Here is a 14,587-nt window from a genome sequence, read left to right on the forward strand (position 1 = left end):
CTGCGCGTCGTTCAGAAGCGGCCGCCGCCGCCCATGCGGCCGCGGGTGCCGCCGCCCCCGTAGGAGCCGGGCCCGCCCCCGAACCCGCCCCCGCCGCCGCCCCCGAAGCCTCCGCCGAAGCCCCCGCCCCCGCCGCCGCCTCCGCGGCCGCCGCCCCGGAGGATCTCGCCGAGGATGATCCCGCCCAGCACGGCACCGCCCCGGCCGCCGCCCCCGCGCCGGCCCGCGTACGGGTTCCGGTACGCCCGTACGTCCTCCTCCGCCAGCTGCTGCGCCTGCCGGGCCAGCGAGTCCGCCTGCTGAGCCTCCGCCAGCGCCCCCGCCGGGTCCTGGCCGGCCAGCGCCACCGACCGCTCCAGGTGCCGCTGCGCCTCCGCCAGCCGGGTACGGGCCTGGCTGCCGACCGCACCCCGGCTGGTGGTCACGTAGTCCGTCGCCGCGCCGATCGCGCTGCGGGCCGACAACTGGGCCTGGTCCAGCAGCGCGGCCGCCCGCCGCCGCCCCGACTCCTGCTCACGCGCCCCCGCCAGGGCCTCGTCCAGCACCGCGTCCGCCTCCTCGACCCGGCGCAGCGCGTCGATCGGGTCGTACCGGCCGGCCGCCTGCTCCCGCCGCACGTCGGCCAGGACGGACTCCGCCCGGCCGATCCGGCCCCGCAGGTCGCCCGTGCCGGAGCCCGCCTGGGTACCGGTGAGCAGGCCGCGCGCGTCGGCCAGGTCCGTCTCCGTCTCGGTGAGGGCGCCCGGCAGCTTCCCGGCCGCCTCCGCCAGCTCCTGCGCCCGCCGCTCCACCGCGTCCACCAGGGTCGCCGCCTGGTCCACCGCGCCCTCGGCGGCCCGTACGTGCACGGCGGCCCGGCCGTTGTCCCCGGCGCCGAGCGCGGCCCGCGCCTCACCGAGGCTGGTCGTCGCGAACAGCAGCCGGTCCTCGGCCTGCTCCGCGTTGGAGGCCACCGGCGCGGCCGCGGAGTCCGCGTAGCGGCCCGTCAGCGCGACCAGGGTCGCCCCGGCCGTCGTCGTACGGCCCGCCAGCGCCCGGAAGCGCGCCTCCACCGCGGCCAGGGCCTGCGGGGCGTTCTTCTCCAGGTCCCGCAGCCGGTCGAAGTCCGCCGACTCGGCGTCGAGCCTGCGGTTGGCCTCCGTGCAGCGGGCCACGATCTCCTCCAGCATCCGCCGGCGGGTCGCGTCGTCCTCCGGGTAGGCGTCGTCCAGCTGCTGGCGCAGCCGGAAGGCGTGCGTCAGCTCGTCCTTGGCGTACGCCACCGCCGCGGTGAACGTACCGACCGCTTCGTCGCCGAACTGCGCGGCGGCGAAGCCGAGCTCCTCGGTGCTGGTGCGGACGGCGTCGTCGGTCTCCACGAGCAGGGCCTTCGCCGTGGCGTCGAGCTCGGGCAGCGGCGCCGGCCCGGCCCGCGCCCCGTCCCAGCCGGCATGGGAGGTCGTGGCACCCCGGCCCGTCCCGCCCCGCTTCCGGCGGCGCCGGTACGCGTAGGCCGCCAGCGCCCCGGCCCCGCCCACGACCACCACCGGCAGCACGAAGTCCCCGGCCCCGCCCTCCCCTTCGGCCGCCCCACCGGGGTCGGCGACGCCGGGGGTGACGGCGGGCACGGGCACCGGCTTCCCGCCGAGCACGGCGTCGTAGCCGTTCGCCGCGCCGATGGCGGCGCCCGCCCAGTCGTTCTGGCGCAGGGCGGGCTCGATGGCGGTACGGGCGACGTCCGCGAGCTGCGCCTCGGTGAATCCGGAGTCGACGTCGGCCGAATAGGCGTACTGCCGGTCACCGGTCGCCACCGCGAGCAGGAGGTCGTCCCGGCCGAGGCCGTTCTTCTGCGCGGTGGCGTCCGCCCAGCTCTGCGGGGCCCGCCCGGAGAAGTCGCGCACGTACGCCACGAAGAGCTGGACCTTCCGGTCGGCGTACAGCCGCTCCAGCGCGGCGGCCACGGCGGGCCCCCGGTCCCCGAGGGCACCGACGCGGTCGGTGACCTGCCCCTGCCGCGACAGCGCGACGGGATCCTCGGCCCGGGCCGGCGCCGCCGGCAGGACGAGGAGCGCTGCGGCGATGAGGACCGCGTGGGCGGCGGCGCGTCTCAGCGAGTACACATCTGGGAGGCTATGGCCCGCTCCGTCCCCCCGCACCCGGAGGTTGTCGGCCGTGCGCGGGTGGCGTCCCGCTGCGCGGGCCCGGCCCCTCCCCGCCCATCAACCGTTCTCGCCTCGAAGGCCGGCGGGGCTATGAACAGCCCCGCCGGCGTTCGAGGCGCGGGGGTCCGGGGCGCAGCCCGGGGGAACGGGCGAAGTGGGGGTCCCCCCGGACGGAGTCTGGGGGAGGGTAGGGGACCTCGCCCCGCGCAGCGGGCAACGCACCCGCACCCGACCCACCGGCCCCCGCCACCCAAACCGGCCCCGCCCCGCATCGGAATCGGGCGCGGCGCGTCAGGAGGGCAGCGGGACGGCCGTCAGGGTCGGATGGGCCTGGATCAGGGTGGCGGCGGTGACGACGGGGGCGGGACCGTCCGCCGGGTGGTCCCAGTGCCCGCGGGGCTTGCCCGTGGTGACGTCCAGCCCCGTGACGAACGGGAGGGCCGTCCGGCCCAGCAGACCCCGGCGCCCGCCGTGGGAGGAGCGTACGTACAGCACCCCCCGCCGCACCCCCAGCAGCTCCAGCACGCACGCCGTGCCCTCGCGCCGCGTCACCGGCCGCTGCCAGCGCACCGCCCCGCTCTCCGCGTCGAGCGCGAACACCACGTCCCAGCCCTGCTCCGCGCGGTACGCGGCCGCGTACACCACCCCGTCCTCGACGAGCAGCCCCGCCGCCGGCACCCCCGGCTCGAAGCGCCACAGCTCGTAGCCCTTGCGCCGGTCCAGGGCGCGCAGGACCCCGCCGTCCAGCACGTGCACCGGCCCGCCCGCCAGCTGGTCGGGGGCCGCCGACGCGCCGGCGTCGTAGCCGCGCGGCCACGACCACAGCGGGGTCCCGGTCGGCAGGTGCAGCGCCCGCAGCCGGCCGCCGCCCCCGAGGACCAGGCACTCGCCGGCGACGGTCAGCGACGCCCCGCCCGGCAGCGGATGCCGCCACACCGGTTCCCCGGCGGCCTTGTCCAGGGCGGTCAGTTCACCCTCCGCCGCGTGCAGCACCAGCCCCGGCACCGGGACCAGAGACGCCGGCTCCGCCAGCTCCCGCCACCACCGCACCCGCCCGTCCGCCGGATCCCGGACCACCAGCCGCCCGCGCGCCCCGCCGCCCGACCCCACGACCACGCACACGGTGTCCGCGTCGGCCGCGCACCACACCCGCTCCGGCTCCGGCAGCGGCCGCGCCCGCACCCCCTCGTCGGCGTACGCCGTCCAGCGCCCGGCCCCCGTCGAGGCGGCCGCGCACCCCGCGTCGGCGCCGGCCGTCCACACCACCCGCTCCCCGGCGGCGTACAGCGCGTCCGGCCGGTCCCCGGCCCGCCACCCCGCCGCCGGCCGGGGCCCGGCCGGGTCGGGGCGCGGCGCCGTCCCGCGCGGGGGCGGCGTGCCCGGGTCGGCCGCGGCGGCCGCCAGCCAGGGCGCTCCCGCCGTGCAGTCCCGCGCGATCCAGGCCAGTTCCCGGCCCCGCTCGGCGGGTTCGGCCAGCCGCCGGGCGGCGGCGGCCCGCTCCTGCGCGACGGCCGGGTCCAGCACGGAGGGCCGGCCCCGCGCGCTCAGGTCCCGGGCGGCGTCCAGGGCCGCGCGGGCCGCGTCCAGTTCCCCGTCCGCCGTGTCGGTCAGCGACTGCTCCGCGAGGGCCAGGGCCTCCGCCGCGCCCGCCCGGTCCCCGACGGCGGAGCGTTCGCCCGCCACCCGGCACAGCGCCCGCACCCGGGCCCCGCCGCCCGGGATCCGCGCGGCCAGCCGGAGCGCGGCGGGCAGGTCCCGCCGGGCGACGGCGGTGATGGCCCTGGACTCGGTGGCCGCCCGGACCACCGGGCTCTGGATCAGGGACAGGTACCCCTCGGCCCGGGGCAGGTCGGCCGGGGCACTCGCCAGCGCGGCCCGCGCCAGCACGGCCTCCTCCGCCGGGTCGCCGGCGAAGTACCGCCGGGCCAGCCGGAGCCCGCGTTCGGGGGCGACCGCCGCGAGCTCCTCGGCGACCTTGCGCAGCCGGGCCGTCCGCTTCGGGTCGGGCACCGTGAACAGGGCCTGCTGCGCGTCGGTCAGCACCCGTTCGGTGCGGGCGGGGGCGTCCCGTGAGATCCGCCGGGCCAGCCCGGTCAGCAGCGCGGCCACCCGGGCGCCGTCGCCGTCCCCGTCGGTCCAGGCCCAGAGCTCGGCGTCCGCCAGCAGCCGGCCCGCGAGCCCCGCGTCGAAGCGCGCCGCCGCCTCGGCCGCGAGGGCGAGCCCCTCGGTGCGCGCCTCGCCGGCCCCGGGCGGCAGGGAGGTCAGCGTCGCCTCGGCCTCCAGCAGCAGCTCCCGTACGAACTCCCGTACCGGGGCGGGCACGAAGCCGTCCGGCCCCGGCCCGGAATCCGGCCCGGCTCCCGGCTCCGGCTCCGGCTCGGGCGACTGGTCTGCCTCAGGCTCCCGCCCCGCCCCCGGCCGGGGATCCGGCAGGGCCGCCGGCTCCTCCCCGGTCCCCCCGCCCGGGACGGAGCCACCGTCCACGATCCGCCCCAGCCCCCGCAGCGCCCCCGCCACCCACTCGGCGGACTCCGGCCGGTCCCGCGGGTCCTTCGCCAGCAGCGCCAGCACCAGCCGGCCCAGCTCCGCGGACACCCCCGGCACCTCCAGCGGCTCCGGCGCGTCCTCCACGTGGCGCCGCATCAGGACGTACATCGGCTCCGCCGACCCGAAGGGCGGCTCCCCGCTCAGCAGGGCGTACAGCACGCACCCCAGCGCGTACAGGTCGCAGCGGGCGTCCACGTGCTCGCCGCGCCACTGTTCGGGCGCCATGTAGGGCGGGGTGCCGAACATCCGCCCGGTCACCGTCCAGCCGGCCGTCGCGTCGGCGGAGTGGGCTATGCCGAAGTCGCAGATCTTGAGGCGGCCGCCGGGCAGCAGGAAGAGGTTCTGCGGCTTCAGGTCCCGGTGCACCACGGCCTGTTCGTGCGCGGCGGCCAGCGCCTCCGCCGTCTGCGCGGCCAGCTCCACCGCCTCGGCCGCCGGCAGTCCGCCGGGTGAGCGGGCCAGCCGCGCCCCCAGGTCCTCCCCGGAGAGCAGCTCCATCACGATGAACAGCCGCCCCTCGTGCTGCCCGACGTCGTGCACGACGGTGATGCCCGGGTGCTGCAGGCGCGCCCCGATGGTGGCCTCCCGCCGGAACCGGGCGATCAGCTCCTCGTTGGTCGCCGCGTCCAGCAGCACCTTGACCGCCACGGCCCGGTGCAGGGCCTGGTCGTGCCCCCGCCACACCTCGCCCATGCCTCCGGCGCCGAGCCGGCGGTCCAGCCGGTAACGGTCCGCCAGTACTTCCCCCACCCGCACCGCGAAGCCCCCTGAGATCACGTCGTCCGACGGTCATCCAGGGGGCATTGTCCACCGCCAAGTGAACTAACGGGGGTCGGAAGCCGAACGCCGCCGGATCTTGTTCCCCAGCCACACCAGGGGGTCGTACTTGCGGTCCACGGCCCGCTCCTTCAGCGGGATCAGGGCGTTGTCGGTGATCTTGATGCCCTCGGGGCAGACCTCCGTGCAGCACTTGGTGATGTTGCAGTAGCCCAGCCCGTGTTCCTCCTGGGCGGTGCGCTTGCGGTCCAGGCCGGCGTCCGCGGCCGCGTCCAGCGGGTGCATGTCCAGCTCCGCGACCCGCATCAGGAAGCGGGGGCCGGCGAAGGCGGCCTTGTTCTCCTCGTGGTCGCGCACCACGTGGCAGGTGTCCTGGCACAGGAAGCACTCGATGCACTTGCGGAACTCCTGCGAGCGTTCCACGTCCACCTGCTGCATCCGGTACTCGCCCGCCGCGACCCCCGGCGGGGGCACGAAGGCCGGGACCTCTCGGGCCTTGGCGTAGTTGAAGGACACGTCCGTGACCAGGTCCCGGATCACCGGGAAGGCGCGCAGCGGGGTGATCGTGACGGTCTCGTCCCGCGCGAAGACGGACATCCGCGTCATGCACATCAGCCGCGGCCGGCCGTTGATCTCCGCGCTGCACGAGCCGCACTTGCCCGCCTTGCAGTTCCAGCGGACCGCGAGGTCGGACGCCTGGGTCGCCTGGAGCCGGTGCACGATGTCCAGGACCACTTCGCCGTCGTGCACCTCGACGGTGAAGTCCCGCAGCCCGCCGCCCTCCGCGTCGCCCCGCCAGACCCGGAAGCGTGCGTCGTATGTCGTCACCCGTACAGCTCCTCTTCGGCGAGGTACTTGGCCAGTTCTTCCTTCTCGAAGAGCGCGAGCAGGTCGGGGCGGATCGGCTCGGTGCGGACCCGCTCCAGCGCGATCCGCGCCGCGGCGGGATCGGCGGGGGCCCGCTCTCCGTCGTCGGCCCTCACCGGGCGGCACAGCAGGTTCACCGGCCGCCACTGCCGTTCCATCGCCGGGCAGTCCTCGCGGGTGTGCCCGCCCCGGCTCTCGGTGCGCTCCAGGGCGGCGCGGGCCACGCACTCGCTGACCAGCAGCATGTTCCGCAGGTCCAGTGCCAGGTGCCAGCCCGGGTTGAACTGCCGGTGCCCCTCGACCCCGGCGCGGGCCGCCCGTACGCGCAGGGCCGCCAGCCGCTCCAGGGCCTCGGCCATCTCGCCCTCGCGGCGGATGATGCCGACCAGGTCGTTCATCGCCGTCTGGAGCTCCTGGTGGAGGGTGTACGGGTTCTCCGCGCCCTCGGCGGCGTGGAACGGGGCGAGGGCCTCGGCGGCCGCCGCGTCGATCTGCTCCTGGGAGACGGCGGGACGCGGGCCGGGGAGCGTCGCGTGCTCCGCCGCGTGCAGTCCTGCCCGCCGGCCGAAGACCAGCAGGTCGGAGAGGGAGTTGCCGCCGAGCCGGTTCGAGCCGTGCATGCCGCCGGCCACCTCGCCGGCGGCGAACAGGCCCGGTACGCCGACGGTGGCGGCGGTGTCGGAGTCGACCGCGATGCCGCCCATCACGTAGTGGCAGGTCGGGCCGACCTCCATGGGCTCGGCGGTGATGTCCACGTCCGCCAGCTCCTTGAACTGGTGGTACATGGACGGCAGCCGGCGTTTGATCCTCTCGGCCGGCATCCGGGTGGACACGTCGAGGAACACCCCGCCGTGCGGGGAGCCGCGGCCGGCCTTCACCTCGGAGTTGATGGCGCGGGCCACCTCGTCGCGGGGGAGCAGCTCGGGCGGGCGCCGGTTGTGGTCCGGGTCCTCGTACCAGCGGTCGCCCTCCTCCTCCGACTCGGCGTACTTCTCCTTGAAGACGTCAGGGACGTAGTCGAACATGAACCGCTTGCCCTCGGAGTTGCGCAGCACGCCGCCGTCGCCGCGCACGGATTCGGTGACGAGGATGCCCTTCACCGAGGGCGGCCAGACCATGCCCGTCGGGTGGAACTGGACGAACTCCATGTTCAGCAGCGGGGCGCCGGCGAGCAGGGCCAGCGCGTGTCCGTCGCCGGTGTACTCCCAGGAGTTGGAGGTGGTCTTGAAGGACTTGCCGATCCCGCCGGTGGCGAGCACCACCGCGGGGGCCTCCAGGACGAAGAAGCGGCCGGTCTCGCGCTCGTAGCAGAAGGTCCCCGAGACCCTCTCCTCCTCCCTGGGACCGCGATCCTTCAGGACCCGCGTGACGGTGCACTCCTGGAAGACCTTGAGCCGGGCCTCGTGGTCCCCGTACTCCTTGAAGTCCTCCTGCTGGAGCTGGACGATCTTCTGCTGGAGGGTGCGGATCAGCTCCAGGCCCGTCCGGTCGCCGACGTGCGCGAGGCGCGGGTACTCGTGCCCGCCGAAGTTGCGCTGGGAGATCCGCCCGTCGGGGGTGCGGTCGAAGAGGGCGCCCCAGGTCTCCAGCTCCCAGACCCGGTCGGGGGCCTCCTTGGCGTGCAGCTCGGCCATCCGCCACTGGTTGAGGAACTTGCCGCCGCGCATGGTGTCGCGGAAGTGGACCTGCCAGTTGTCGCCCTCGTTGACGTTGCCCATGGAGGCGGCGATCCCGCCCTCGGCCATCACCGTGTGGGCCTTGCCGAAGAGCGACTTGCAGATCACGGCCGTCCGGGCGCCCCGCTCCCGGGCCTCGATCGCGGCCCGCAGCCCGGCACCGCCCGCGCCGACCACGACCACGTCCCACTGCTGCCGTTCCACTTGAGCCATCTCAGAAGATCCTCGGGTCGGTGATGGTGCCGCTGGCCAGCAGGTACACGTAGAAGTCGCACAGGGCGACGCTGATCAGGGAGGCCCACGCGAGCTGCATGTGGCGGGCGTTGAGGCGGCTGACCCAGCCCCACAGGCGGTAGCGCACCGGGTGGCGGGAGAAGTGCTTGAGGCGGCCGCCCATGATGTGCCGGCAGGAGTGGCAGGACAGCGTGTAGGCCCAGATCAGCACGATGTTGGCCAGGAAGACGAGGGTGCCCAGCCCCATGTGGCCCCAGGCGTAGTGCTCGTCGCGGAAGGTCAGCACGGTGTCGTACGTGAGGATGCCGGCGACCGGCACCGCCGCGTAGAAGAAGTACCGGTGCAGGTTCTGCAGGATCAGCGGGAAGCGGGTCTCGCCCGTGTACGAGGCGTGCGGCTCGGCGACGGCGCAGGCGGGCGGCGAGGCCCAGAAGCCCCGGTAGTAGGCCTTGCGGTAGTAGTAGCAGGTCAGCCGGAAGCCGAGCGGGAAGACCAGGATCAGCAGGGCGGGGGACAGGCCCCACCAGCTGCCGAACAGGTCGAGGTTGGGGCCGCCCCGCATCTCCTGGCAGTTCTCCGCCAGGCAGGGGGAGTAGAACGGCGAGACGTACGGGGCCGCGTAGTAGTGGTCGTTGGCGAAGGCCCGCCAGGTCGAGTACGCGATGAAGGCGAGCAGCCCGGCCGCGGTGCCGGCGGGCGACAGCCACCACCGGTCGGTCCGCAGGTGCCGGGCCGTGATCGCGGCCCGGGAGGGGCCGTGGACCCCGCCGGGCCGCTGCTGGGGTGGTTCCGTGCCTGTGGCCAAAGGGAACTCCGGGTGGAGTGGTCGAGGGGTGGCCCAGGAGGCCCGGCCGCCGGAGCGGCCGGGCCAGATGGGGGTGCTGCGCGCGGACGGGCGGCGGGCTCTAGGGGGCGCGGCGGTCGCGGGCGCCGAGGCCCTCGTCGTCGGTGTCCGTCCACAGCGCGTTGTCGTACGGGGTGTCCGGGATGGTCACCATCCTGGATTTCTCCGGCGGCCTGGGGCCGGCGGCCGGCGCCTGCCGGGCGACGTCCTTCTCCAGCTGCTCCACCGAGCGGACCAGCTCGTCGAGACTGCGCCGTACGGCGGTCAGATCGTCTTGCAGGGACATGACTTGCCCTCACTTCCGCAGGGTGCGGTGGCAACGCTCACGGGCGCCTGCGAGTGTCGCGCCTCCCGTCCCCGGTTGTGAAGGGACGTGCAGCGATTCCGGGCGCGCAGGCGCAAACCGTGCGCCCCTCCCTGCCCCCATTTTCATCCCTCGAACGAGGGAACGCGCGCCTGGGCGCCCGGTCCGGCGGCGGCCCGGGGCGGGGGGCGCGTCCGGGGGCGCAAGCGGGATTGGTCCGCACGGGTGGGGTTCGCGGCGTGGCGCGGGGCCGCTGCGGAGGACGCGGGCGGTGGTCGATTTCAGTGGGTTTCCACACCGGTGTGATCAGCTCCATATACCGCCGAACGTGATCAAGACCCTGTTTTCACGGCCCTCGTGCCCCGCCCCGGAGGTACCACCCATGACCCAGAGAAGGCGCAGGTCCTTGGCGCTCCTCACCTCGGGAGTCCTCGCACTGCCGCTCCTCGCGGGCTGCGGCGCGGGCGAGGACGAGGGCGGCCCGGCCGCAGCGGGACCGGACATCGCGACGACCGTCCGCGAGCAGGTCGCCGACGGCGGCGTGCTGCGCTGGGCCGTGGACTCCCTGCCGGAGACCCTGAACGCCTTCCAGGCCGACGCGGACGCCACCACCGGCCGGATCGCCGGCGCGGTCCTGCCCCAGCTGTTCACCCTGGACGCCAAGGGCCGGCCGGTGGCCAATCCGGACTACCTGGAGAAGGCCGAGGTCGTCGAGCGCGAGCCCAAGCAGGTCGTCCTGTACAAGCTGAACCAGCAGGCGGTGTGGAGCGACGGGCGCGAGATCGGCGCCGCCGACTTCGTCGCCCAGTGGCGGGCCCTGAACGGCAAGGACTCGGCGTACTGGACCGCCCGCAACGCCGGCTACGAGCGGATCGAGAAGATCGAGCGCGGCAAGACGGACCTGGAGGTCAAGGTCACCTTCGTCCGCCCGTACGCCGACTGGCGCTCCCTGTTCAGCCCGCTCTACCCCAAGCAGGTCATGGGCACCCCCGAGGCCTTCAACGAGGGCGCCCGCGGCGCCCTCAAGGTCACCGCCGGGCCCTTCGGACTCGGGGCCATCGACAAGAAGACCGGCACCGCGGCGCTGACCCGCAACCCGCGCTGGTGGGGCCGGCCCGCGAAGCTGGACACCCTCGTGCTGACGGCGGTGCCCCGGGCGGGCCGCCCGGCGGCGCTGGCCGAGGGGAAGGTCGACCTGGCCGAGATCGACCGCTCGGGCGCCGACCGGATCGCCCTCGCCCACCGGGACGCCGGCCAGGTCGACGGTACGCACGGTCCGGGCGCCTCGCTCACCCCGGCGCAGGCCACCCTCTCCTGGGCGCTGGCCCACGGCGCCGACGAGGCGAAGGCGAAGGAGGAGCAGGAGACCCGCCAGAAGAACGCCGACGCCGTCAAGAAGTACGCGGAGGAGCAGTCGGCGCTGCGCGGCTTCACGGTCCGCAAGTCGCTGGAGCCGGCCTACACCCAGCTGGCGATGAACGGGGCCTCCGGCCCGCTGTCGGACGAGCGCGTGCGCCGGGCCGTCGCCCGCGCCCTGGACCGCAAGACGCTGGCCGAGATCGTCCTCAAGCCGCTCGGGCTGCCCGCGAAGCCGGTCGGCAGCCACCTGGCGCTGGCCGGGCAGCAGGCGTACGCCGACAACAGCGACGCCCTCGGCGGCCAGGACACGCAGGCGGCGCAGGCCCTGCTCGCGGACGCGGGCTGGCGCAAGGGCGGCAAGCTGAACGAGCCGGCGAAGGCGGGGGCCGAGAGCGCCGAGAGCTCGCAGGACGACTCCAAGACCCCGGCGGGCGCCAAGCCCGGCCCGGGCGACGGCACCGGCGACGACGGCCTGTACATCGTGGGCGACGACGACGGGCGCAACGGCGACCTGCGCTCGGCCACGGCCGACCTGGGCCTGCGCCGGACCCGCCCGGGCCTGCCCGGCGCCCCCGCCGCCGGGCTGCGCGTCCTCCCGCAGACGCCGGTGCGCGGCTTCGGGGCGGACCCGGCCGACGCCGTCGCCTCCTTCGGCCGCACCGACGGGCCCTCGGCGGCGCTGGCCCCGGCCTCGCTCGCCGCGCAGCAGGAGCACGTCCTGCTGGCCCAGGCGGAGACCCTCGCGAAGGGGGCGGCCGCGGCCGCCGGCGACGCCAAGGCCCCGGCGGAGGGCGAGGAGGCCAAGGAGGAGGGTGACGCCAAGGAGCCCGCGGCCGCCAGCCCGGCCCCCGTCCCCGCTCCCGCCAAGCAGGCCCGCACGTCCGGCGCGATGCTCGCCAAGGACGGCAAGCCGCTCAGCCTGCGCTTCGTCCTCCCGGCCGGGCCCGGCTCGGAGGCCCTGCGCTCGGTCGGCGAGCGGATCTCCCAGATGCTCCAGAAGATCGGCATCAGCACGGAGATCAAGAAGGTGGCCGACGAGAGCTTCTTCAAGGACCACGTCGCCTCGGGGCAGTACGACCTGGCCCTGTACTCGTGGCCGGCGACGGCCTTCCCGGCCACCGACGCCCGCCCGATCTTCGCCAAGCCGGAGCCGGCCGCCGACGGCTCGCTCCTCGTCGAACAGAACTACACCCGGGTCGGCACCGACCACATCGACCAGCTCTTCGACCAGGCGGCCGGCGAGCTGGACGAGGCGCAGGCCCGCGAGCTGATGCGCAAGGCGGACGCCCGGATCTGGGCGGCGGCCGGTTCCATCCCGCTCTACCAGCGCCCCGAGCTGGTCGCGGTGAAGCCGGGCCTGGCCAACGCCGGGGCCTTCGGCCTCGGGGCGCCCCGCTACCAGGACATCGGCTGGAAGAAGCCGCCGGCCGCCAAGGACACCAAGGACACCAAGGACACCAAGGACACCAAGGACACCAAGGACGCCGGGAAGAAGTAGCCGAGGACATCGGGTGAAATAACGGGGCCTGTCAGGTTGACCCCCGGGTAGCAAGCTCAGAAGTGACTCAAGTTCCTTGCCCGCCGGATCCCCGGCGGGCAAGGTCGTGCGTACCCATTGACCCGCATGAACACAGGCCGCGACCCGCGCCGGGACCCCCCACCCGATCCCCGGCGTTCCTCAGCCGTCCGGCCTCTTGACAGACCCCCCGGCAGGCGGTTCCCGCCACTCGACGTACGATGGGGTAAGGCCGTGGCAGGTTTCCGCCCGGCAGAGGCTCGCGTGCCAGGCCGTACGCGACGCCATCCACGATCCCGGGAGAAGCGCCGAAGTGCCCACGCGCCACGACATCCGTAACGTCGCCATCGTCGCCCACGTCGACCATGGCAAGACGACCATCGTCGATGCCATGCTCAAGCAGGCCGGTGCCTTCGCCGCCCACCAGCAGCTCGACGACCGCATGATGGACTCGAACGACCTGGAGCGTGAGAAGGGCATCACGATCCTCGCCAAGAACACGGCGGTGAAGTACCACCCCAAGGACGGCGGGGCCCCGATCACGATCAACATCATCGACACCCCCGGCCACGCCGACTTCGGTGGCGAGGTCGAGCGCGGTCTGTCGATGGTGGACGCCGTCGTCCTCCTGGTGGACGCCTCCGAGGGTCCGCTGCCGCAGACCCGCTTCGTGCTGCGCAAGGCCCTCCAGCAGCGCAAGCCCGTCATCCTCTGCATCAACAAGACGGACCGCCCGGACTCCCGGATCGACGAGGTCGTCAACGAGACGTACGACCTCTTCCTCGACCTGGACGCCGACGAGGACCAGATCGAGTTCCCGATCGTCTACGCCTGCGGCCGTGACGGCGTCGCCTCGCTGACCAAGCCGGAGGACGGCACCGTCCCCGCGGACAGCGACAACCTGGAGCCGTTCTTCTCGGCCATCCTGGAGCACGTCCCGGCCCCGGTGTACGACGAGGAGGCCCCGCTCCAGGCCCACGTCACCAACCTGGACGCCGACAACTTCCTCGGCCGCATCGCGCTGCTCCGCGTCGAGCAGGGCGAGCTGCGCAAGGGCCAGACCGTGGCCTGGATCAAGCGCGACGGTTCGATCTCCAACGTCCGCATCACCGAGCTGATGATGACCGAGGCGCTCACCCGCAAGCCCGCCGAGGTCGCCGGCCCCGGTGACATCTGCGCCGTCGCCGGTATCCCCGAGATCATGATCGGCGAGACCCTGGCCGACCCGGAGAACCCGGTCGCGCTGCCGCTGATCTCGGTCGACGAGCCGGCGATCTCCATGACCATCGGTACGAACACCTCCCCGATGGTCGGCCGCGGCGGCACGGGCAAGGGCGCGGACGCCAAGGCCGCGGTCAAGGACCGCAAGGTCACCGCCCGCCAGGTCAAGGACCGTCTGGACCGCGAGCTGATCGGTAACGTCTCGCTGCGCGTCCTGGACACCGACCGTCCGGACGCCTGGGAGGTCCAGGGCCGTGGTGAGCTCGCGCTCGCCATCCTGGTCGAGCAGATGCGCCGCGAGGGCTTCGAGCTGACCATCGGCAAGCCGCAGGTCGTCACGCAGGAGATCGACGGCAAGACCCACGAGCCGGTCGAGCGCATGACCATCGACGTGCCCGAGGAGCACATGGGTGCGGTCACGCAGCTCATGGGCGTCCGCAAGGGCCGCATGGACAACATGTCGAACCACGGCTCCGGCTGGGTCCGCATGGAGTTCGTCGTCCCGTCCCGCGGCCTGATCGGCTTCCGCACGGAGTTCCTGACCAACACCCGCGGTACGGGCATCGCCCACTCGATCCACGAGGGCCACGAGCCGTGGTTCGGCCAGCTGGTCACCCGCAACAACGGCTCCCTGGTCGCCGACCGCGCGGGCGCGGTCACGCCGTTCGCGATGATCAACCTGCAGGAGCGCGGCGTCCTGTTCACCGAGCCCGGCACCGAGGTGTACGAGGGCATGATCGTCGGCGAGAACTCGCGCTCCGACGACATGGACGTGAACATCACCAAGGAGAAGAAGCTCACCAACATGCGTGCGGCTTCCGCGGACAACACGGAGAACGTGATTCCGCCCCGCAAGCTCTCCCTGGAGCAGTCCCTGGAGTTCTGCCGCGACGACGAGTGCGTCGAGGTGACCCCGGAGGCCGTCCGCATCCGCAAGGTCGTCCTGGACCAGAAGGAGCGTTCGCGCACCGCTTCGCGCGCCAAGTCCGCCAAGTAGTACGCGAGTCGGACTCTGGCCGAAAGCCGTACGGCTGACAACGGCCCCTCCTCGCACCTCTCCGGTGCGAAGGGGGGCCGTTCGCGTTTGTCAAACGGATTGTT

General features: G+C 74.3%; 8 protein-coding genes. 2 read left to right on the forward strand and 6 right to left on the reverse strand.

Translation table 11 applies throughout. The annotated features are described in order from the left end of the window. Positions 1 to 11: 11 nt before the first annotated feature. The 6 genes from ACQKM2_RS08515 to ACQKM2_RS08540 form a co-directional block, all read right to left on the reverse strand. A complete protein-coding gene (locus tag ACQKM2_RS08515; RefSeq protein ID WP_427707656.1) occupies positions 12 to 2,099 on the reverse strand; it encodes a TPM domain-containing protein in 2,088 nt (695 codons plus the stop codon). A gap of 333 nt (positions 2,100 to 2,432) precedes the next feature. Next, entirely contained in the window at positions 2,433 to 5,465 is a 3,033-nt protein-coding gene (locus tag ACQKM2_RS08520) for a protein kinase domain-containing protein (protein ID WP_427707658.1), read from the reverse strand. 45 nt (positions 5,466 to 5,510) lie between these two features. After that, positions 5,511 to 6,293 (reverse strand): succinate dehydrogenase/fumarate reductase iron-sulfur subunit, encoded by a 783-nt coding sequence (locus ACQKM2_RS08525; protein ID WP_427707661.1) that lies wholly within the window; start codon positions 6,291 to 6,293, stop codon positions 5,511 to 5,513. Beyond that, a complete protein-coding gene (locus ACQKM2_RS08530) occupies positions 6,290 to 8,221 on the reverse strand; it encodes a fumarate reductase/succinate dehydrogenase flavoprotein subunit (RefSeq protein ID WP_427707663.1) in 1,932 nt (643 codons plus the stop codon). The genes ACQKM2_RS08525 and ACQKM2_RS08530 overlap by 4 nt, the downstream gene beginning before the upstream one ends. A 1-nt stretch (position 8,222) precedes the next feature. Further along, a complete protein-coding gene (locus ACQKM2_RS08535; RefSeq protein WP_427707665.1) occupies positions 8,223 to 9,047 on the reverse strand; it encodes a hypothetical protein in 825 nt (274 codons plus the stop codon). 100 nt (positions 9,048 to 9,147) lie between these two features. Beyond that, the gene (locus tag ACQKM2_RS08540; protein ID WP_362469696.1) at positions 9,148 to 9,372 is read right to left on the reverse strand and encodes a hypothetical protein; all 225 of its coding nucleotides are present in this window, start codon (positions 9,370 to 9,372) and stop codon (positions 9,148 to 9,150) included. Positions 9,373 to 9,772: 400 nt separating this feature from the next. Here ACQKM2_RS08540 and ACQKM2_RS08545 point away from each other — a divergent pair, with 400 nt between their 5' ends. Then, on the forward strand, positions 9,773 to 12,247 hold the full coding sequence (locus tag ACQKM2_RS08545) for an ABC transporter family substrate-binding protein (RefSeq protein ID WP_427707667.1): 2,475 nt from the start codon (positions 9,773 to 9,775) through the stop codon (positions 12,245 to 12,247). A gap of 331 nt (positions 12,248 to 12,578) precedes the next feature. Further along, positions 12,579 to 14,483, forward strand: coding sequence for a translational GTPase TypA (gene typA / locus ACQKM2_RS08550; protein WP_427707669.1), 1,905 nt, complete (start codon positions 12,579 to 12,581; stop codon positions 14,481 to 14,483). Positions 14,484 to 14,587 lie beyond the last annotated feature (104 nt).

Origin of the sequence: Streptomyces sp. NPDC004126, assembly GCF_050275515.1 — a bacterium.
Lineage (GTDB): Bacteria > Actinomycetota > Actinomycetes > Streptomycetales > Streptomycetaceae > Streptomyces.